This is a genomic window from Vibrio sp. V30_P3S12P165, assembly GCF_009904905.1.
GTDB lineage: Bacteria > Pseudomonadota > Gammaproteobacteria > Enterobacterales > Vibrionaceae > Vibrio > Vibrio fujianensis.
Genome location: NZ_WXWH01000019.1, coordinates 1 through 22,013 on the forward strand (window position 1 = coordinate 1; position 22,013 = coordinate 22,013).

18 protein-coding genes, 1 tRNA gene and 1 pseudogene are annotated in these 22,013 nt (G+C 46.6%); 6 read left to right on the top strand and 14 right to left on the bottom strand.

The annotated features are described in order from the left end of the window. The 14 genes and pseudogenes from CAG57_RS04565 to CAG57_RS04630 all read right to left on the bottom strand — a co-directional run. Positions 1-457, bottom strand: a pseudogene (locus CAG57_RS04565) (sigma 54-interacting transcriptional regulator); the annotation flags it as partial. Between the two features lie 88 nt (positions 458-545). Continuing rightward, the gene (gene fdhF / locus CAG57_RS04570) at positions 546-2,690 is read right to left on the bottom strand and encodes a formate dehydrogenase subunit alpha (protein ID WP_161428519.1); all 2,145 of its coding nucleotides are present in this window, start codon (positions 2,688-2,690) and stop codon (positions 546-548) included. Positions 2,691-2,717: 27 nt separating this feature from the next. Further along, entirely contained in the window at positions 2,718-3,263 is a 546-nt protein-coding gene (locus CAG57_RS04575; protein WP_099611305.1) for a 4Fe-4S dicluster domain-containing protein, read from the bottom strand. A gap of 238 nt (positions 3,264-3,501) precedes the next feature. Then, the gene (hycI, locus tag CAG57_RS04580; RefSeq protein WP_099611306.1) at positions 3,502-3,957 is read right to left on the bottom strand and encodes a hydrogenase maturation peptidase HycI; all 456 of its coding nucleotides are present in this window, start codon (positions 3,955-3,957) and stop codon (positions 3,502-3,504) included. Next, complete coding sequence (locus tag CAG57_RS04585) at positions 3,954-4,388, bottom strand: formate hydrogenlyase maturation HycH family protein (protein ID WP_099611307.1); 435 nt, start codon at positions 4,386-4,388, stop codon at positions 3,954-3,956. Before CAG57_RS04585 ends, hycI begins: the two co-directional genes overlap by 4 nt. Next, on the bottom strand, positions 4,378-5,193 hold the full coding sequence (locus CAG57_RS04590; RefSeq protein WP_099611308.1) for an NADH-quinone oxidoreductase subunit NuoB: 816 nt from the start codon (positions 5,191-5,193) through the stop codon (positions 4,378-4,380). Before CAG57_RS04590 ends, CAG57_RS04585 begins: the two co-directional genes overlap by 11 nt. Then, a complete protein-coding gene (locus CAG57_RS04595; RefSeq protein WP_161428520.1) occupies positions 5,190-5,768 on the bottom strand; it encodes a formate hydrogenlyase complex iron-sulfur subunit in 579 nt (192 codons plus the stop codon). The genes CAG57_RS04590 and CAG57_RS04595 overlap by 4 nt, the downstream gene beginning before the upstream one ends. A 7-nt stretch (positions 5,769-5,775) precedes the next feature. After that, positions 5,776-7,521, bottom strand: a complete 1,746-nt coding sequence (locus CAG57_RS04600; protein ID WP_161428521.1) for an NADH-quinone oxidoreductase subunit C — start codon at positions 7,519-7,521, stop codon at positions 5,776-5,778. 3 nt (positions 7,522-7,524) lie between these two features. Continuing rightward, the gene (locus CAG57_RS04605) at positions 7,525-8,478 is read right to left on the bottom strand and encodes a respiratory chain complex I subunit 1 family protein (RefSeq protein WP_161428522.1); all 954 of its coding nucleotides are present in this window, start codon (positions 8,476-8,478) and stop codon (positions 7,525-7,527) included. Then, positions 8,479-10,410 carry a proton-conducting transporter transmembrane domain-containing protein gene (locus CAG57_RS04610; RefSeq protein ID WP_161428523.1) on the bottom strand — a complete coding sequence of 644 codons (1,932 nt, stop codon included), beginning with the start codon at positions 10,408-10,410 and terminating at the stop codon, positions 8,479-8,481. Continuing rightward, a complete protein-coding gene (locus CAG57_RS04615) occupies positions 10,407-11,018 on the bottom strand; it encodes a 4Fe-4S dicluster domain-containing protein (protein ID WP_161428524.1) in 612 nt (203 codons plus the stop codon). The genes CAG57_RS04610 and CAG57_RS04615 overlap by 4 nt, the downstream gene beginning before the upstream one ends. Before the next feature lie 267 nt (positions 11,019-11,285). Next, positions 11,286-13,097 (bottom strand): selenocysteine-specific translation elongation factor, encoded by a 1,812-nt coding sequence (gene selB / locus CAG57_RS04620; protein ID WP_161428525.1) that lies wholly within the window; start codon positions 13,095-13,097, stop codon positions 11,286-11,288. Then, entirely contained in the window at positions 13,094-14,497 is a 1,404-nt protein-coding gene (selA, locus tag CAG57_RS04625; protein ID WP_161428526.1) for an L-seryl-tRNA(Sec) selenium transferase, read from the bottom strand. Before selA ends, selB begins: the two co-directional genes overlap by 4 nt. A gap of 67 nt (positions 14,498-14,564) precedes the next feature. Then, positions 14,565-14,656, bottom strand: a tRNA-Sec gene (locus tag CAG57_RS04630). A gap of 441 nt (positions 14,657-15,097) precedes the next feature. Here CAG57_RS04630 and ylqF point away from each other — a divergent pair. The 6 genes from ylqF (at position 15,098) to CAG57_RS04660 (ending at position 21,954) form a co-directional block, all read left to right on the top strand. Continuing rightward, entirely contained in the window at positions 15,098-16,042 is a 945-nt protein-coding gene (gene ylqF, locus CAG57_RS04635) for a ribosome biogenesis GTPase YlqF (protein ID WP_161427194.1), read from the top strand. 321 nt (positions 16,043-16,363) lie between these two features. Beyond that, positions 16,364-17,491 carry an efflux RND transporter periplasmic adaptor subunit gene (locus tag CAG57_RS04640; RefSeq protein WP_161427195.1) on the top strand — a complete coding sequence of 376 codons (1,128 nt, stop codon included), beginning with the start codon at positions 16,364-16,366 and terminating at the stop codon, positions 17,489-17,491. Further along, positions 17,481-18,752 carry a TolC family protein gene (locus tag CAG57_RS04645; RefSeq protein ID WP_161427196.1) on the top strand — a complete coding sequence of 424 codons (1,272 nt, stop codon included), beginning with the start codon at positions 17,481-17,483 and terminating at the stop codon, positions 18,750-18,752. Before CAG57_RS04640 ends, CAG57_RS04645 begins: the two co-directional genes overlap by 11 nt. Then, positions 18,752-19,969, top strand: a complete 1,218-nt coding sequence (locus CAG57_RS04650; RefSeq protein WP_161427197.1) for an ABC transporter permease — start codon at positions 18,752-18,754, stop codon at positions 19,967-19,969. Before CAG57_RS04645 ends, CAG57_RS04650 begins: the two co-directional genes overlap by 1 nt. Before the next feature lies 1 nt (position 19,970). Then, complete coding sequence (locus CAG57_RS04655; RefSeq protein WP_161427198.1) at positions 19,971-21,251, top strand: ABC transporter permease; 1,281 nt, start codon at positions 19,971-19,973, stop codon at positions 21,249-21,251. Continuing rightward, positions 21,244-21,954, top strand: coding sequence for an ATP-binding cassette domain-containing protein (locus CAG57_RS04660; protein ID WP_161430813.1), 711 nt, complete (start codon positions 21,244-21,246; stop codon positions 21,952-21,954). Before CAG57_RS04655 ends, CAG57_RS04660 begins: the two co-directional genes overlap by 8 nt. Positions 21,955-22,013 lie beyond the last annotated feature (59 nt).

Genomic DNA, 22,013 nt, shown 5'->3' on the forward strand with positions numbered 1-22,013 from the left:
TAATAAATGAAACCAACATACTATTAAATAATTTAAATTGATTTTCACCTCCATCTAATTGGTCAAACATCGGGTTAATCAGTTCGATAGCACCTAGCTGTTTATCTAACGGAATCTTGTAGTAACTACGCACATTCTGGTAAGCCGGATGCTGAGCTAGCTTAGGGTGTGAATAGTAAAAATCAACACCGTCAAGTTGATAAACGTTTTCTTCGTAACTTTGATGATAATTATCAATATTATGATGAAATACCACATCACTTTGGATTTGCTTATTGGCATCAAAAAAATAAACGACCGCTTCACCTAGCCGTTCATCATTTAGAATGATATTTATTCTCTCTACATGTAAAAATTCACACTCTTCACTATGAAGAAATGTAAGCAGATCAGAAATACCATGAATTAGCAACATTGCCTTAGAAAAGGCAGTTAATTCTTTTTCTGTTTTATTCATAACAACAATAATAAATTATATAGCTCTTCGTATTTATTAGCATTATAAACGCATAATAAACGCATACGAAGAGCTATTGATTACCGAATTAAGCAAACTCAACTTGCGACTTTAATCGCGCTTTCATGTTGCTATATTCAGTTTGTACATAATTTTCAGCCCAATCTTGATTGTCAATCTTCTCAACTTTCACGGCGCAATATTTAAATTCCGGCGTACTTGAGATTGGATCCAGATGTTCAATCGTCAGCTCATTACAAGCACCGATCCACCATTGGTAGGTCATGTACACCACACCTTTGTTGGTTCGTTCACTACAACTTGCTCGAGAAATAACTTTACCGCGACGCGATGAAATCCAAACAAGCTGTTGATCTTTAATGCCTAATTTTTCTGCATCTTGTGGGTTCATCTGAACATATCCTGGTTCATCAGCCAAAGCTGACAGTGCAGAACAATTACCCGTCATTGAACGACAAGAATAGTGGCCAACTTCACGCACGGTTGACAATACCAGTGGATAGTCTTCATCCGGTTGTTCTAGCGGCGGACGCCAATCTGCGGCAATGAACTGCGCTTTACCTGATGGTGTCGTGAATTTATTGCCTTCAAATAAGAACGATGTTCCTGGGTGATCTTCGGTTGGGCAAGGCCATTGTACCGATTTCAGATCCGCCATTTTTTCGTAGGTTGCACCGGCGTAAAGTGGTGCCAATGAACGCAACTCATCCCAAATCTCTTGGGTATTGTTGTAGTGCATTGGATATCCCATGCGAGTCGCTAACAAGCTGAAGATTTCCCAGTCGGGTTTCACGCCTTCTGGCGGGGTAACCGCTTTATAGAAACGTTGGAAACCACGGTCAGCACTTGAGTAGACACCTTCATGTTCCCCCCAACTGGTGGCAGGAAAAACCACGTCGGCCATTTCAACCGTTTTGGTCATAAAGATATCTTGTGCAATAACCAGTTCCATCTTACGCAACGTATTACGCATCGCGTTCAGGTCAGCTTCTGTCTGAGCAGGATCTTCACCAAAGATATAGAAGGCTTTGCATTTACCCTCTGCGACTTTATGACCCACTTCAGTCAGGCGGTAGCCGGGGTTTGGCGACAAAGACACTCCCCACGCTTTTTCGAATTTCGCGCGGACCGCATCATCAGTCACATTTTGGTAACCTGGATATTGGTGCGGCAACATACCTAAGTCACACGTACCTTGTACGTTGTTTTGACCACGAACCGGGCCACAACCCACGCCACGACGCCCCCAGTTACCTGTCAATGTTGCTAGGCCAGCCAAGCCACGAACAACATCGACCGCTTGACCGTATTGGGTCACGCCCATGCCCCAAAGAATCATCGCTTCGGGCGCAGCCGCATAAGTGCGAGCGGCTAAACGAATCGATGCCGCATCGAGCCCCGTTATTGCCTCTACCGTTTCTGGTGCGTAATTTCTAACAATATCGTAGAACGCATCAAACCCTTCAGTGTATTGTTCAACAAAGGTTTTGTTGTACAGGTTTTCTTCGATGATAGTGTAAGCCAGTGCATTCACCAGCGCCATGTTCGAGCCATTTTTCAGTGGCAACCACTGATCCGCAATACGCGCAGATTCAATCTTACGTGGATCACAAACAATGACCTTGGCACCATTCGCACGCGCTTTGATAATATGTCTTGCTACAACTGGATGAGAATCCGCTGCGTTGTAACCGAAAATGAGCAAACATTTTGTTTCTTGAATTTCGGGAATGGCATTGCTCATTGCTCCATTACCTACTGTTGACTCCAGACCGGAGACTGATGGCGCGTGTCACACCCTAGCGCAGTGATCGACGTTATTGGTTCCAATAACGGCACGCGCCAACTTTTGCATCACAAAGTTAGCTTCATTACCAGGTCCGCGAGCCGAACCGGTTGTCATGATTGCATCTGGACCATATTTGCTTTTGATTTCCATCAGCTTTTCAGCCGTGAAGTCTAATGCTTCATCCCAAGAAACCGCTTCCAATTTCGCGTCTTTAGTACGACGAATCATGGGTTTTTTAAGACGAGGAGTCAGTAAGTTAGTATCGTTGAGAAAATCCCAACCATAATAACCTTTCAGGCACAATTGCCCTTCATTCGTCCGACCATCGGCCGGTTCTGCGCCCACTACTTTGTTGTTCTCAACAAGTAGCTTTAGTTTGCATCCCGTACCACAGTACGGACAAACTACAATGGATTTTTTCATAGTTACCTTCTTAACTATTTCAAGAAATCAGACAGTGAGAATCGCGATACGGCTGGCAGCCGCTTCACGTTTGCTCTGGCTGGTTTGATGAATTTCCTCTGGTTCAATCAGAGAAATCGCACCTGTTGGGCAAACCTCCATACACGCAGGTCCATTAGCACGATGGGCGCATAAATCACATTTAATCGCTTGTGATTTAGGCACTTTTCGAGCAAATAAAGCACTACGTGATGTGTCTTCAACCATGGTTGTAACCACATTCATTGCTCCGTAGGGACAAGCAATGGCACAGGTTTTACAGCCAATACACCGCGATTGAATCACTTTAATGTAACCGTCCTCGTGGACAATCGCGTTATTAGGACACACTTGAGCACAAGGCGCATCGTCGCATTGACGACACATCACCGGCGTGGTGACGTGAGCATTTTTAATGACCTCTAACCGAGGTAAAAAACTCTCACGATCTTGCAGTGTCCCGATACCTTCATCTTGATGTGAAATCGCACAGGCCACTTCACAAGTGCGACAACCAATACATTTATTAGCGTCAGCAAAGATAAATCGATTCATGGGATATCCTTCTGTGTCGATAGGACCGAGTCAACCACCCAGCCCCTATAAGCACAATGTGTGCCAATATTTCAAAGGTCAAAAAATCAACCTTAACTCATTGTTTTTAAAATAAAAACAATAAAAAATTCGTGATAAAATATCGAATCATCACGATGATTTAACTGAGCGGATAACGATATCGACACTTATGTCGGTAATTTTCGACATAAGTGTCGATACTCAGCGTAATCACGAGTTAGCAGCTCTCATAACCACCATGGCCTTGCCACTCAGGAAGACGACGATGTAACTCGGTCACGGCCTCGGTAACCATTTCGGTCATCGGAAACGAGAAGGCCACAATTGCAGGCTGAATGCCGACAAATGTAACTTCGGGTACGAACGTTTTTAGCTCATCAATCAGGAAGTTCAGCGGTAAACTGTGCGTTGATACCATAAACATATCAGCGATGGTCTCAGACTCAATAATCCGCACTTCACCCGCCTTTTCGCCAAAGTCGGCCGCATCCACAACCAAAACACGTCGTGGCTGAATTTTTCGAATCAGATGCAAGCTATCTTCCGGCATGGTGCCACCTTCGATCACACTCCATCCCACTGGATTCTCGCGACACAGTTGTGCCAACAGTGGGCCTGCGCCATCATCTCCCATCATATTATTGCCAACGGTTAACAGTAAGTCTTGGCTCATGCTCCACCCCGAATCATCAAATACATCGTTGGTTCGTTATAGATCGCATTCAAAATCGCGATCATGCCTTTCGTCAACTGCTGGCTTTTTTCTGATTGTGTGGTGCTATCAATGTGGTCAAGCGCTATCGCCAACATGTGAATATGCTCGGGAAATACACTGATTTCACCAAACATCAAAAAGCCTTTCAGTTTGCGGTACGCTTCGCTGTGTTCATCAAGAGCAGAGATCCAAGTCAAATACTCCTGCCCCGAACATTGCATTTCAGATTTCAAACAATCGACAATGCCAAGGTGGTGGCCGATGGTCAGGCTGTAATACATGATCTGCTTCGCTTCGTCGGGCACATCGTATTTGTCATCGACAAATTTACGACTCAAGCGGTAAAAGTAGACTTGGCCATCCAAATGGCGCGATTCACTAACAGCCATGACAAGCCCCTTTAGGTTGATCGCCACCAGTGATTTGACGCATCACAGAACGCATCACGCTGTTGACAATGTCGCTCAAGCGTGGGTCATCGCGCTCACTCAAGTAACAACTAACATTGCTGTCAACGTTGTCAGTTGTACTATTTGCCAGCACCGCTAACAGTTCATTAGCGATGCGTTTACCTTGGCGGTAACCGGCCAATAGACGCGTTTCACGTTCCACCATCACGCGGATATCCATCGGGATACCGGTATGACGCAATGTGGCAGAAGTGGATTGCGCATCATGCTGTTTGGCATGCATTTTTTGCTCAAGCAGACCAAGCGCCACCGCAAAACCGTACAGGGTCGCCGCAGGCGTTGGAGGACAGCCCGGAATGTAAACATCGACTGGCACGATTTTATCTGTTCCCCCCCACACACAGTACAAGTCGTGAAAAATACCGCCGTCACAACCGCATGCGCCATAGGAGACCACTATTTTCGGATCCGGTGCAGCTTCATACGCACGTAGCGCCGGAGCGCGCATAGCACGCGTTACCGCACCGGTAAATAATAAAATATCGGCATGACGCGGAGATGCCACCACTTTGATCCCAAAACGTTCGGTATCGTAGACCGGTGTCGTCGCAGCGAAGATTTCGATTTCGCACCCATTGCAACCGCCGCAGTCCACGCGGTAAACGTAAGCAGAACGTTTGATCTGCTTGATCAGCACTTGTTTCAGCTTCTCATGCTGTGGAGAGACGTCGACTGGTACGGCGGTAGTGTGTTTTTCGCCAGACAGTTGCTTAATACCTTTCACATATCCTCCAAACTCATCAGGATTAAATCATTAGGACTGGTCATATAACGATGTGTCGCCAAATTGGTGCCATCAAGCATGTTGTCTGCCCGGCGGCAGGCCGGACAGGTTTCCAGTTGACGGCGACGGGTAGCGAGCGCTTCACCACGCAACCCCGCTTGCTCGAGGGAATCCACCACGTAATTGAGCAGTTTTTTCGCTACAAACGGACGGTTACAGCAGATGCAATTAGCCAATTCAAACTCGGCACTTTCATACAGATCTTCTTTTTTGGTTACGGCCAATTCGAACGCTTCGGAGAGTGCAATCGCGTGAGTTGGGCACACCTCTTCACAGCGACCACAGTAAATGCAGCGCGCCAGAGATAACTCCCAACGGCGGGTGCCTTTCTGCTCATCGGTTTCCATGATCAAGGCATTCGCAGGACAAGCGCGAGTACACGCACCACACGAAATACATTGACTTGCATTCAATTCTGGTTTACCACGAAAGTCCTCGGCAACCTCAAATGGTGCAAACGGATATTTTTCCGTGACGACACCAGTTTTGAGAATGGTTTTGAGTAATTTAATCATGACAACCTCACAGTCCTTTCAGCGGTGAGTTTTTACGGCTCACGCTGTATTGCTCAATGGCTTTGTAGGGCACGGTTTGGCTACGCTTTTTCTTGGTATCCACAATGGTCACGCGGTCAGTACAAGAGTAGCAAGGATCCAAACTACCAATAATGAGCGGCGCATCTGCTACGGTGTTACCACGTAACATATAACGCAGGGTTGGCCAGTTCGCGTAAGTGGCCGCTCGGCAGCGCCAGCGGAACAGTTTTTGGTTATCGCCCGTCATGCTCCAATGAACGTTTTCACCACGCGGCGCTTCGGTAAAGCCGAGCGCAAATTTGTAGGGTGTGTATTCGAAATCTTCCGTCAAAATCGCACCGGCTGGCAGGTTATCTAAACCGTATTCGATGATGTTGAGAGAATCCAACACTTCACGAATGCGCACGATCACGCGAGATTGCACGTCGCCGTTGCCCATGTGTTGCAGTTCAATCGGCACGTTGGCGTACGCTTCTAGTGATTGACCATGTACAACACGTACATCTCGCTCAAAACCGCTACCACGAATCAGCGGGCCAACTGGGCTGAAATCGCGTGCGATGTCTTTTGCCAACACACCGACCCCCACCAAACGGCTATCGATGTTCGGTGTTGACAGCAATACTTCCACTAACGCTTGGAATGAGTGGCGAACTTCACGTACCATCGCGATGCCTTTTTCTCGTTGCGCTTTTAAAAAGTCGCGACGAACACCGCCAATCAGGTTCATACCGTAAGTTTTTCGTGCGCCTGTCAGCAGCTCGGCCAGTTCCATGGTTTTTTCACGCACGCGGAAAAATTGCATAAAGCCTGAGTCAAACCCCACAAAATGGCTCGACAAACCAATGTTCAATAGGTGGCTGTGCAAACGTTCAACTTCAAGCAAAATGGTACGGATCATTTTCGCACGTAATGGCACTTGGACATTCAGCGAGTTCTCAACAGTATTGGCGTAACCAATACTGTGGGTGAAACCACAAATCCCGCAAACGCGGTCGGCCAAGAAAGCCACTTCGTGATAACCCATGCGAGTTTCGGCCAATTTTTCCATGCCTCGGTGGACGTAGAACATCCGGTAATCGGCGTCAACGATATCTTCACCATCTACGAACAGGCGGAAGTGTCCGGGTTCATCGGAAGTGATGTGCATTGGGCCAACTGGCACGATGCGGTTGGAATCATCACCGCGTTGGTTGATAAACGGGTATGTTTCAGTTTCCGTGGTCGGTTGTGGACGCTGACGATAATCCATCGCATCTTTTCGTAGTGGGTGCACATCGTCTGGCCAGTCATCCGGTAAGATCAAGCGACGCTCATCAGGCAGGCCTACTGGGCGCAGACCGAACATGTCACGAATTTCACGTTCGCCCCATACCGCTGCAGGAATGGTTGGTGTGATAGAAATAAACTCTTGGCTGTTGCCATCCACCAATACTTTGACGGTGATCCAGCATTTTTCAACCCCTTCCATCGACAACGCGTGGTACACCGCAAAGTGACCATGAATGCTGCGTTCGTCGTTACCAAATGACACTGTCAGCCAACCGCCTTGATCGTAGTAAAGCCATTGCATCACTTCAACCAGCGAGGTCATTTTCACCGTGATGGTAACTTGAGTCGTGGTTTGCCACTCTTCTTCAAGGATGGCATTCGGGAATTTTTGCACCAACCCCGCCAGATAGTGTTTGCCCGTTTTTGCCAAGGCATCGTTTTGTGTATTCATTGTCATCATCTGTTACCAACCCAAAATAAAAAAGACCAACGCGAGAACGGTGCCGCCAATAACGGGGAAAACCGTTCGATGCATGTTGAGAAACCGAATACGCGCCATGCAGTTTTCGACAATGCCAGCTAACAAGAACACAACGAATAGTTTTACCAACAGAATTAACGCAGCGCTCCATAGCGTTGCACCGTCCAAATTCGCCGCGCGTCCCCAAGGAATGAAAATGGCCAAAAATAGCTGAGCCACCACTAACTGTTTCAATCCCAAGCCCAGTTTCACCATCGCCAAACCCGCACCAGAATATTCCGTCACTGGGCCTTCTTGCAGTTCTTGTTCTGCTTCGGCACTGTCAAACGGCAATTTGCCCATTTCCACAAATACCGCAAACGCACACGCAATCCCCGCAAATAGATAAGTCACCGGACGCGCCCACTCGCCACTTTGCACGGTGTGGCTGATCACGCCAAGGTCGGTCGACCCAGCGCCCAATGCCATAATGAAAATTGCGAGAATAAAGATGGGTTCAATCAGAATACCCAATGTTAATTCGCGGCTACTGCCCATACCGGCAAACATGCTGTTAGAGTCAATACCGGACAACGAAAAGAAGAAACGACCTATCGCTAACAGATAAATGTCGGTGATCAAATCACCAGAAACCGGAAACAGTGACATGCTAGTGAGTGTTGGCAGTGACATACCAACCAGTAACAAGCTGATCAGCAGTACCCAAGGCATCATCCAAAACACAAAACTGGCATTGGCTGGTGCCACCGATTGACGACGTAATAACTTACCGATATCACGATAATCCTGCAGGATGCCAGGACCACGGCGAGAGTGAATTCTGGCTCGAATAACACGAGAAAAACCAGTCGCCAACGGTGCCAGACATAACATCAGCAATGCTTGAAACACCGCAAAGATCACCCAGTTTAAGCTGGGCATTTCTAGTGAATACATTTACATAACTCCAGAAATCAACGGGAAAAAGATCGTGCAAAGCACAACAAAGCCAATCCAGAACATCATGGTTCTACGGTAAGCTCGACACGAGATTTCTTCTCCTGCAGGAGGTTGAGACAGTAAAAAACGCTCCATCCAAGTGCGGTTAGGTCGAGACTGGTAGATATAGCGGAACATGTGACGCATCGGCTGAGTGATGCCTCCCGCAGAAACCGTCATTTTTTGTTGGTACTGATAACCACACGCCCAAGGATCACCTTGGTGGCGATTGGCTAAACGTTGACGTTTGTGGAAAGCCAAAATGGCCATTGGTACTAACAGCAACAGAGCAAGTGCACATAAAATAATCGGGGTAGATAGCAGAGCTTGCATATTGCTGGCTGGGAACAAGGTAATGTCTTGTGCCACAGTCACGGCCCCTGTTCGTAGCGTTGCGCTAGCAATATCGGCGATGTAAGGTGCAATCCATGGTGCAGCAATGCCCAACACCACACACAACACAGACAAACCAATGGTGGCATTGACCATCGCTCGGCCCACTTCGGTAGCCTTTTCCGCCGCTTCAGATTTCGGCGCACCACCAAAACAGATACCGTACACTTTGACAAAACACATGCATGCCAATGCCCCCGTCAATGCCAACATCACCGCGCCAAACGGGCCAAAGACTAGGTGTGCCACGCTACCCGTTTGGCTAATCGAAAACAGCGACTGGTAAATAAACCATTCACTGACAAAACCGTTCAATGGTGGCAGGGCAGAGATCGCCATGCTACCAATCAGAAAAGTTAGCGCTGTTTGTGGCATATGTTTCGCCAAACCGCCCATTTTTTCCATGTCTTTGGTGTGCAGGCGATAAACCAGCGAGCCAGCTCCCAAACACAATAAGCCTTTAAACACAGCATGGTTAAGCAAATGATACAACGCGCCCAGCAGACCCAACACGGCAATCACCATGTGATCGGTCGCAATGCCCATCATGCTTACACCGACACCCATTAGAATAATCCCAATGTTTTCTACCGAGTGATAGGCCAAGAGCTGTTTGATGTTGTGTTCAGCCAAAGCAAACATCACACCGAGCACCGAAGACAAAGCACCAAAAATCAGTACTACAAGTCCCCACCACCATTGCGTTGCACCGAGAAAAACAATAGCCACTTTCAGCAAGCCGTACACACCCAGTTTCACCATTACACACGACATCAGCGTCGCACAATGTGACGGTGCCAGTGGGTATGCTTTGGGTAGCCATTCGTGAAAGAATATGCCGGCCGATTTAATGCCAAAACCAATCAGCGCTAGTACAAAGGTTAGCGACGCCATTTCACCTTGAGGTGGCGTGGCGATCCAATCACTAAATATCAAGCTGTTTGCGTGGTAAGCTAAAATCGCAAAGGTCGCGACAATAAACACATTCGCCACATGATCCATCACCAAGTAATGTAAACCTGCTTTACGGTGTGCTGCCGTGTTTCCTTGAATCACTAAAGCAAACGAGCTGAGTGAGATGATTTCCACAATGATTAAGAACGCGATCGCCTGATTGGCGGTAACTAACACCGTCATTGCACCGGCAAACAGGTTAAATAATACCGTAATAGAACGGGCTCCCTGGCCTAGGTACTCATCAAGATAATTCATCGCGTATCCCGCAGCGGCGATGGAAACAATTGCAATCACCAACAGTAATAACGCGGATAATTTATCCAGCAAAAACACATCGTAAAACAAGCTAAATTGCAGCGTATAACCAACCGGATGGACGATCACCGCTACAGCAGAAATTAGGCTCAATATGCCCGAAAACATACTGATCACACAGGATAAGCGCAGATTTTCCCGCTCATGATGGCGAGAGAACATAGCAACAAATGCAGCGCCAATATAACCACACAGAGATAAGGCGGTAAGCACAAGAGGATTCATGAATACGGCTCCATTTTGACAATAGCAGACACGCTAGAGGTCGCTTCACGTTTCGCATCACGCGCTTGCAAAGCACTCGCTTCGTCCACCAGCACAATCGCACCTGTTGGACACACTTCTATACACGCAGGACCTTTATCGCGGAATCCACACAAATCACACTTCACTGCAATACTTTTCACGCCCGGTTCCCAAGCCAGAAGATCGTGGCCAAAACTTTTCGGATTCGAAGTACAAGGATTACTAGAACGGGGGGTAGAAGGGATAAAGGTTTCATAGCTATTTGCCATAGCTACGGGACGGCTGCCATCCAGCGCGATCGCACCAAAAGGACACGCCACAGCACATAAAGTACAACCTATGCACAATGTTTCTTGCAAGAGAATGCGATCCTCTTCTTTTTTGATCGCGTTAACCGGACAAACCGTTGCACAAGGTGCATCTTCACAATGTCGACACATAATCGGCGCAGTCGCGTCGTTATGCTTGACTACGGTTAAGCGAGGATGACTTTGCAACCCTTGCTTTTTATGCACATCGGAACACGCTGCCATGCATGTTTGACAGCCAATGCATTTTGTTGGGTCGGCAACCACAAAGCTTTTCATAGTATACCCTGGTTGTTAATTGTACCCATTGAAAAGCATAAAACATGCCAAAACGTAAATTTAAATTTAAATCATTTAAAAACAATAAGTTAAACAAATTAAACCCCCAGAATTGTTGTATATTTAAACATATCATTTGCTGTTGCGCTCTCCTTCGACACGCATCGTCGACACTTGTGACGACATTCACATTTTCTTGCTTAAAAAACAAAACGGCAGAAGGAATTCCCTCTGCCGTTTTGATGTTATATTGTGCTGCACTTTAGCTTATTTGCTGGACGATTTTAGGATGATTCGAACCTCATCATCGCGACGTAACCAGCCATCTTTTTCCATTCGATTCACAAACGGAATAAGGTATTTCCGGCTCAAACTTACCCGTTGTTTTATCTCTTGCAAGGTAATGCGATCTTGGGGGTGATTGCTGCCAATGGCTTGACTAACCAATGCCTGATACACCGCCATGTCGAAGTAAATTTGTTCATCGATGGCGGTGATGTATTTCTGATGCGCGAGTTGACGAAGCCATTTTTTATCTTGGCCAAGCGAAACTTTATTAAGCTCCAAACCAGCCTGCCCCGCTTCACGTGCAAGCCGTAAAATGTTTTTCGCCACCTCGGGCAATTCATCTTCACTTGGTCCATTACCCAACTGCCATTTCGCGTAGCTGTAAAAAATACGTTGTTGCTGTTTGAGTTGTTGTGTCAGTACTTGTACAATTTCTGGCTCGATTTGTAGCGAACTCGACAGTTCACCCGCCCCCATCGCGCGCCCTTCCGATAATAATTGAATAAGACGCGCTTGCGTCTCGGTTAGCCATTGCGGATCAAACACATACTGCCCTTCGACCACGCCTTGCATCGCCGATTCGCCACACAATAATGCCACCGAATAATAGCCTTGTAATTGCAGCAGCATGTTCAGTTGCGCGTGCGCCGTCAGTGTTTCAGGCAAACTAGACAACGCCTGGTAGATCGCACGTTTACGCGCTTTTGCGATAAACGACGTCCACACCACATCGGCTTGTGCCAGCAATCCATGACCGTTGCTTTGAATGATCGCCAACCGCTGACCAAAAAACATCGGCCGTGGCTGACGAAACAGCAAACGCGCCAAATGGGTATTGGGCAATGGAATACACTGCGCAAGACCATGCCACGTACCCACCGCAACTTCCACTTCGCTCGAACGGGTTAAACTCGCATCGCTATAACGATCGTTCAGCCGTACAATGCAACTGTCAGTAAGTGTCACCGGGGCCGACGGCGCACATAGCAAATCACCACGTTGCACCTGTTTTCGGCTTAAACCTTTAATATTGAGCGCCACACGGCAGGTGGCCGAGATCTCATTCACTTGTTGGTGATAACACTGAATCGAACGGATCGCCCCCGTCGTTTCATAAGTTGGACTGAGTAACTTATCACCAACACTCACGGTACCTTGGGCCAGCGTTCCGGTTACAATCGTGCCGACGCCATTGGCTACAAACACGCGATCAACATACAGCAGCGGCGTAGTCCTATCACCCGGCATCGCGTCGGACGGTTCAACTCGCGTCACCATGTCGAGTAAGGTTTGGCGCAACGTATCAATCTTGTGTCCCGTCAGCGCACTCACACACACCACTTCAGGTACGATGCCCGTAACGTCCATAATGCTTTCTAATGCCGACTCTTCAACTTCTGCGAGTACTTGTTCACTCACGAGATCACTTTTGTTGATGCACACCACGATATTTTTCACGCCCATCGCGTGCGCCAAGCGCATGTGGGCGAAAGTCATCGGCATGCACCCTTCGGTGGCGGAAATCACTAACAACAGAATATTGATGTGCCACACGCCAGCCACCATGTTACGCACGTAGCGCTCATGCCCCGGCACATCAATGATGCCTATGGTGCGGCCCTGTTGGTCTTCGAAATGAGCAAATCCCAAATCTTGCGTCATGCCGAGCGCTTGTTCGTGCGGGCGTGCAGTCATCATACCCGTTAACGCTTTTACTAATGTGGTTTTACCGTGATCGACGTGACCCGCTAGACCAATAACAGTCTGTGGTAACATTTCTATACCACTCATGCGTGTTCACCACGGTCGAGCTGTTGAAAAAAACTATCTAAGCGTTCGACAAAGGCCGCCTGATCCGCCTCAAGCACCGTGGTGAGATTCAACACCACCTGATTGTTGTGCAAATAACCAAAGATGGCAGGCGTACCAAGACGTAAATGGTCAAGTAATGCTTGTGGTTTCAGTGGCGTATTCAGCACTAAACCACAACCAGAATAGGTTTGTGCAGGCATAGCACCACCGCCGACTTGAGTGGGCAGTTGCACAAATGTCACTCTATGATGCCAACGCTGCGCGAGCGTTTCACACCATTGACGCGCCTGCGGCAAGTTGGCCAGCGTGCGTTCAGCAATGCCTTGCCCTGAAGTCTCTTGGTTAAGCTTACGAACCAGCAACTCTTCCATCAGTGACAAAATAATTCGTCCGCAACGAAATGCGCGCATCATCGGGTTACGACCCAGACGTTGAATGAGTTCATCACAACCAGCGATCAGGCCAGCTTGCGGGCCCCCCAAAATTTTGTCGCCGGAAAAACAGACCAAATCCGCGCCCATGTCTAGATAGGTCGCCAGTTGCGTTTCGTCTGATGAAAAACGTTCAGTTGACATGCCAGAGCCCTGATCAATCACCAAATTGACATGACTGGGCAAACGACGTTTTACCTCTCGAATATCAGGAGATTCGGTAAACCCGCCAATGAAGAAATTCGATTGATGCACCATCAAAACCATCGCCGTATCTTCGGTAATCGCGTTGATGTAATCATCGGCCGTGGTAACGTTCGTAGTACCCACTTCAACCAGTTTGCAGCCCGACAGCGCCAAAATATCGGGAATGCGAAACCCGCCACCAATTTGAATTTGTTCGCCTCGAGACACAATCACTTCTTTGCCTTTCGCCAGTTCCAGCAACACCAGATACATTGAAGCGGCATTATTATTGACTAACAGTACATTTTCTGTGCCTAGCCAGCTTCTTACTAAAGTGGTCAGTAGTCCGTTTCGCCCGCCCCGTTTGCCGTTTTCCAGAGTAATTTCCAAATTGGTGTAGCCAGTATTCACATCCGAGATCGCATCCCACACCTCGCGATGCAATGGCGATCGGCCTAAATTCGTATGCAGCGCGATACCAGTGGCATTGATCACTCGATGCTGACGTTGTAACGATACGCGCTCACAGCGCTGCACAATGCGCAGATTAATATCGATATGCTGAGCCCCTTTGGTCTTGAAAGCTTCGGACTGACGAATGCTCGCCAGCTCAGTTCGAATAATATCGGTGACAACAGGACGGCTCAGTTGACTGATAAAAGGAGCAAGAATAGCAAGTTGTAGTAACTGTTCGACTTGGGGAAGACGATAATTGATGCGAGAAGCACTCACCTCTGAAAGCTGGGGTGATTGTGAGTTCAAAATGATTCCTTGTTATCTTATCAATGCAACAAGGTCACTACGAAGGCGATTGATATAGTGACATAATTGGCGGAAGAGGCAGGAATCGAACCTACCAAAGCCTGTGCGGCTCACTTTGGTTTTGAAGACCAAGAGGGCCACCAGACCCCATCTCATTCCACAATGGTGCCTAACAGTAAGTATATTTTTGCACTAATTTCTTGATGCAAATCACTATTTATTAAGTTAATCTCAAAAAAATTTTAAGTTACTAAACTATTTTTGCATAAAATGCAATTAGTTGATTATCAATCACCACATGTAAAATATACAAATCATACCATAGACTAATATGTTTCATTTCTTTCACTATCTCCGATAGGTACTAAAAACATTTCGACTATCCCGAATGGCACTATGTCTAAATTGGCTTGTTAGATTTTTAAAGTGACTAAGATTTTCGTCCTAACCGTTAAAGTGTTAAAATGATCACAACAATGCTGTCGTGGCTTCAGGTGACACTTAAAGTACTTCTAGTACCCCACTATCTGATTTTTTCTTTTGGTATCCCACTTGATAATCCACCAGCTTAACCATAAAAACAAAAGGTATATTTTTCAAATGGTTAATAATAAAATTCAATGGTTTCCGGGCCATATGCACAAGGCTCGTAAAGAAATTGAAGAAGTCATTCCGCAAATTGATGTGATTATCGAAGTGCTTGATGCACGCATTCCTTATAGCAGTGAAAACCCGCTCATTTCTCAACTTCGCGGTGACAAACCTTGCGTTAAAGTACTGAATAAGCGTGATTTAGCGGATCCCGAAATGACCGAGCTGTGGATTGCTCATTTAGAGCAAGAGCAAGGGGTGAAAGCGATGGCCATCACCACGGCGAATCCACAAGAAGTACACCGAATTCTCGATTTGTGTCGCAAACTGGTTCCCCATCGTGAAGAAGTGGGTAAAAATGTCCGCACCATGATCATGGGGATCCCTAACGTGGGTAAGTCCACCATCATCAATACGTTGGCTGGTCGAGCGATTGCTCAAACGGGTAACCAACCGGCGGTGACACGTCGCCAACAACGGATCAATTTACAAAATGGTATCGTGCTATCTGATACTCCCGGTATTTTATGGCCGAAAGTTGAAAACCCTCACAGTGGGTTTCGCCTTGCCGCGACAGGCGCGATTAAAGATACCGCAATGGAGTACGAAGATGTCGCGTTTTACACAGTCGAGTATCTCGCCAAATATTATGCCGACAAACTCACCGCACGTTATCACGTTGATGGCACACCGCAGTCTGATGTGGAATGGATGGAAGCAATCGGCCAAAAACGAGGCGCGCTGCGCGCTGGTGGACGAGTAGATTTGCATAAAGCATCGGAAATTCTGTTACATGAACTTCGTCAAGGGGTACTTGGGCAAATTACCTTAGAACACCCAGAGATGATCCCAAATGAATTAATCGAAGTTGAACAAGAAGAAATCCGCAAAGCAGAAGAAAAAGCGAAAATAAAAGAAGAGCGTCGTAAACGCTATTTACGCAATAAACGCTAGCGACTGATACAACCAACACCTAACACAACAACGCAAAACTTCGCACAAAAAGTCACAACGTCACTTAGATTGTGGCTTTTTATCTCCCTCGCTTAATCGTCTAAGGCTTTGATTCACTCACTTCCTGTGTTTAGCTATACACAAACGTACATTTCAAGACACACCACTGAGTGACAAACGAGGTTATGGTCAGTTAGGCTATCTGGCGTATTAAGACCCACAGATAGCTTTCATAAAGCACTGTCTGATGATTATCTGCGGAACCTAATCATCAATTTACCATCATACGTTCATGATCTTATCTCACTTACGGAACCTAACATGAAAAAACGCTGGATTGCAGTCGGCATCGTATTAATCGGCAGTGGTTATTGGGTTAACTCACATTTTTCTCAACCCAAAGCTTCACTGCCAACCCTCACGGCACAATTAGGTCAAATTGAAAAACAAGCCGTCGCGGTAGGAAAAATCGTTCCTGCTCACTCGGTTTCCGTCAAATCGCAAATTGAAGGTATCGTTGGCGAGGTTTTCCACCAGGTCGGTGAACACGTGACTGCAGGTACGCCATTAATTAAAATTACCCCTAACCCAACTCCGCAGGCACTCACCGAAGCAACTACCATGTTAATGCAAAGTGAGGCCAGCTTAGAATCAGCAAAACAAAACGTTGCCAATTTAGAACGGTTGGTACAACAAAATATTATTCCCAAAAACTACGGCGACTATGTCCAAGCTCAAGCGGAACTGAAGTCAAAATTAGCCGATGTGGTACAAAAACGCCAAAACTTGGAGTTAATTCGTAGCGGTGAAGCCTCGATTGGTGACGCAAAATTAACCTCCACCCTTCCCGCTCCGATTGACGGCACTATTTTAAATTTAAACGTTGAGGTGGGTGAGCCAATCATCTCTACCGCCTCCAGCCAAGCTGCGACCGAATTAATGACCATCGCCGATATGAACAACATGATTTTTAAAGGCAGTGTCAGCGAACACGATGCCGCGCAATTAGCCGCTGGTATGCCAGTTACGGTCGTACTTGCGCCCTTTCCAACCATTAATATCGATGGCGTATTAAGTAAAGTCGCCGTGCAATCGGAAAAGCTTAATAACCCTAGCTCAACCAATAGCACAGGGTTTGATAATGGTTTTGAAGTCGAGATTAGCCAACTGAGCTTTCCTGATACAATTACCCTTCGCTCCGGTTTTTCAGCCACCGCTCATATCATCTTAGAGAAAGTCGACGATGTCGTGACGATCCCTGAACATGCATTACGTTTTCAAGGTAATCAAGCCGAAGTATTAATGGCTGATGATTCAGAACATGGATTCACCGCACAGCCGGTAACATTAGGGTTATCCGATGGCATCAATGTGCAAATTATATCTGGACTTGAAAACCAACAAACCATTGTGGATAACAGTATGCTGAGTCATTCTTATGCCAACTAATGCCTTAATCAATTTTACCCGTTATGGATTATTAGCACTTGCGATCAGTCAGCCCGCTTTTGCTATTACGTTAGAACAAGCTTGGCAAGCGGCAAAAACCGCTGATCCAACCTACATGCAGGCGCAAATCCAATCGCAAATTAGTCAAACTGACGTCGCCACTGCCACTAGCGTCTTACGCCCATCGCTGAATATCACGGCGCAAACCAGTTGGAATGATGATGGTGACAACCAAAGGGGTTATGGCGCTGTATTGAGTCAAACCCTTTGGGATAGCTCTGCTTGGTCTGCGCTTGATCAGTCTCAAGCTCACTATGTCGCTACGCAACTGCGGGCAAAAGCGGAATACAATCACCTTGCTGCCCGTTTACTGACCGCTTATCTTGATGTGGCAAGCGCTCAAGGCGATTTGAATCTTGCTCAAGAAAAATGGCGTGAAGGTGGACAATTACTGCAGATCACTGAGCAGCGCTATCTGGCCGGTAAAATTCGCGCCACAGAGTTAGAAGATATGCGCGCCAATCATGTTGATGAGCAAGCAGCTTTACTTGCCGCACAATCAGCTCTTGCTAGTAAACAATATGCGTTAACGGCACTCATTAATCAGCCCGTTGATAAAATCAATGAAATCAATACGCAGCTATCAGAGCAGCCCACTTTGCCTTTTGCGACTGAACAACAATGGATTAAGCTTGCCAAAGACAACAGTCCGACCTTGTTAGCCAACATACAAGAGTTAACTGCGGCTCAATTTGCCCATGACGCCGCCGAAGCCAAATATTACCCGACGTTATCAGGTAGCGTATCCTATCAAAGTACTGATCAAGGTCGTGATGGTGATTTGAATGCAGGACTGACGCTCAGCGTGCCTATCGATTTAAATGGGGCGACACGTTCTAGTGTGGATCGCGCTCAACTCACTATCTTAAACAACAAGCAAGCGGTAAGAAAAGTTGAGATTGATATTCAACAAGAAATTCAAACTCGCTTTCATCAACTGCAATTGGAATGGCAACGGATTGAAATTGCCCAGCAACAAGTGTTGGCGCGACAAACTGCGTTAGAAAGTAAGCAAGCGGTGTATAACGCCGGGATGACCGAAGCTTCTGAGGTGATCACTGCTCATAATGCACTGTTTAATAGTAAACATACCTTACAAACTCGTTTATACGACTACTGGCATCATCGCATTGCCTTGCTAAAAACCGTTGGAAAATTAGATGATGAAAGTATCGCGTTAATCGCACGAGCACTGCAGTAATGAACAGCCTATTTCTACAAGTTGCCCAAACTTTGTTGGCACACCGCTTGCGCAGCACATTAGCCATTATTGCTATTGTCTGGGGAATGCTGTCGGTACTGGTTTTGGTCGCTTTAGGTGAAGGTTTTTATCGAGTGAATACTCAATCCTTTGCGTTACTGATGAGTGATACTCAGATGGCTTTTCCTAGTCAAACGACTAAACCATGGCAAGGGCTACCAGCGAAACGACCGATCCGGATCTCCGAGGAGCAAATGCACGCGTTAGCCAGACAATCAGCGATAGAGCAACTGTCGGTGATGTACGGAAAATGGGATGCCAACGTCACCAACGATCAAGGACGCTCACTACCAGGTTATGTCGCTGGGGTTGATCAGCATTATTTTGCTTTACAAAGTCTAACCTTACGTCCGGCGTCGCGTGCGATAACCCCTAATGATGTACTCAATCATGCGAGAGTAGCAATCATCGGTTGGCAATTAGCCCAAGTCGGTCAATTGGCGCTCGGCGATAGCGTTAAGGTCAATGGCGTACCCTTTTTTATTATTGGTATCACTGAGCAAAAAGAAGGCGGTGTATCATTAAATAATGAAAGTAATCAATTGATGATCCCTAGCACGACCTTTACCGATTTATGGCAAAGTAAACCCTATTCTCTATTGGTAAAACCTAAAGTAGATATTCCCGGACTGGCTTTACGTCACACCATACAAACGTTTTTTGCCAAGCAGCAACACTATGATCCAACCGATAGCGAAGCGGTTTATTTACCAGACTTCAGTAGTGGTGCTCAATTTATCAATGCGCTATTTCGCGGTATTCAGCTGTTTTTAGGTGCGAGTGGCATGATAACACTTGCCGTTGGCGCGTTAGGCGTGGCGAATATTATGTTTTTATCGGTGACAGAACGAACACGAGAAATAGGTGTGCGACTGGCGGTTGGGGCAACCCCAAGCACTATTCTCTGGCAATTTATACTCGAAGGCACGTTATTGGTTGCTCTTGGCTGTACATTCGGTATTGGCCTCTCGTATTTAACCATTGCAACGCTCAATCAATTGGATTTGCCTGAATGGCTGGGTACGCCGATCATCACCAGCGCATCGATCATTGGCTCGCTCTTGATCACCACTTGCCTCGCGTTATGTGCCGCTTATTTTCCGGCGCGCCGTGCCGCCCATTTAACGCCAGTGTTAGCTTTAAGTGCGAGAGGATAGCATGCTGCCAATCAGACAAATTGTTCAAGAAATGCTGGCAGAAAAACAGCGTCTTTTGCTCACGATACTTGCCGTCGCTTGGGGAACCTTGTGCATTAGCATCATGTTAGCCAGCGGCGAAGGGCTAAAACAAGGGGTAACCCGCGCCTCGCAAAGCGGTAATGGTCAACTGATTTACATCACTCCCGGCTACGCCACTATCAATAGTGGGCGATTCTTTAGCGGCCAAGCCGTGACTTTACAAGCTCAAGATGTCGATGTAATCCGTGCATTGCCCAATGTACAACAAGCAGAAGTCAGTGCTGTGTGGGAGAAAACCGTCAGTTACCAAGAAAACAGCAGTTGGCGAACGCCCTATGCCGTTAGTCCTGATTATGCTCAATTGACAGGGATAGAAATGATGCCCGGCGGTCGCTGGTTTAATCAATTAGATAAGCAGCAACAGCGTAAAGTCATCGTGTTGGGTTATACCACTGCAAGTCAGTTGTTTAATCAAGAGAGCGACGAGGATTTCCTGCAATCGCCCGTGTTAACCATCAATCCCGTCGGTAAAATCGTTAAAGTCGGTGATGAAGACTTCACAGTAATTGGAGTCATTAAAACCAATAGCTCACTAGTAGAAGATGGCTTACCCATTGATTATTCGTTATTTGTTCCTTTAAGTACTTGGCAACGTTTTTATCCCAATCAACCGATTACGGCGATTAATGTCAAACCCACAGCACAGGCAGATCGCGAACAATTAGCTCAAGTGATTAAACAAGTGTTAGCCAGAAAATATTCTGCCGATCTCAGTGATGAGCAGTTAATTCAAACCCAAGACATGCTACTCAGACAAAAAACCATGCAACGCTTTTTACTCGGTCTGCAAAGCTTTTTAGGGGTGATTGGTCTTGTGACTTTAAGCGTTGCAGGGATTGGGATTGCCAATGTAATGTATGCAACCGTCAAACGCGCTACGCGAGATATCGGTGTCAGAATGGCGGTTGGCGCTACCAGCACCAATATTCGCCTGCATTATTTAGTGCAATCCATCCTAACGATGGCTATGGGGGGAATCGTTGGATTGAGTTTTAGCTACGCACTTATCCGTCTTATTCAACAATTACCACTGCAAGGTAACTTTCTTTATGATCAGTTAGGTAAACCTCAACCAGAACTATCATGGCCAATTCTGCTTTTGGTTATGGCAGCATTAATTATCATCGGCGTCATTGCGGCTTGGTTTCCAGCTAATCGCGCAGCAAATATCACTCCATTAGAGGCATTACAAAGTGAATGATCAATCTCCTCTCGTGCAACTCTCCAATATCTGTAAGCATTATCGAAGTGGTGAAGAACACGTCAAAGCGCTGGATAATGTCTCACTGAATATCAATAAAGGGGAATACCTTGCTATTCTTGGTCCATCTGGCTCAGGCAAATCGACCTTAATGAATGTTCTTGGCTGTTTGGACACCCCAACCAGTGGTAACTATATACTCGAAGACAAACAAGTATCATCGTTAAGCAATCACCAGTTAGCCAAGATAAGAAATCAAAAAATTGGTTTTGTTTTTCAAAGTTTTAATTTACTTGATTATGCGAATGCGATTGACAATGTCGCTCTGCCACTGGTGTATAGCGGAACGAAGTTGAAAGAAAGGCGTCAACGGGCAAAGTATTTATTAGAGAGCGTTGGTTTGGGCGATCGCCTCTATCATAAACCCAATCAACTATCGGGTGGTCAAAAACAGCGAGTGGCTATTGCTCGAGCACTGGTTAATGACCCACAAATCATTTTGGCCGATGAACCCACAGGGGCGCTGGATTCAACATCAGGCGCTGAAATCGAAGCCCTGTTCAATCAACTCCACCAAGCGGGACGAACGCTGATTATTGTCACTCATGATGTGGCACTGGCGCAGCGCACTCGGCGGATCATTACTATTAAGGATGGTAAAGTGTTATCGGATAAGCCTGCTATCAAAGCGAATAAGGCTTAAACTCCTCCCTTTAGGGAGAAGATAAGAAGGCTGAGAAACAGTCTTCTTATCTTGCTGAA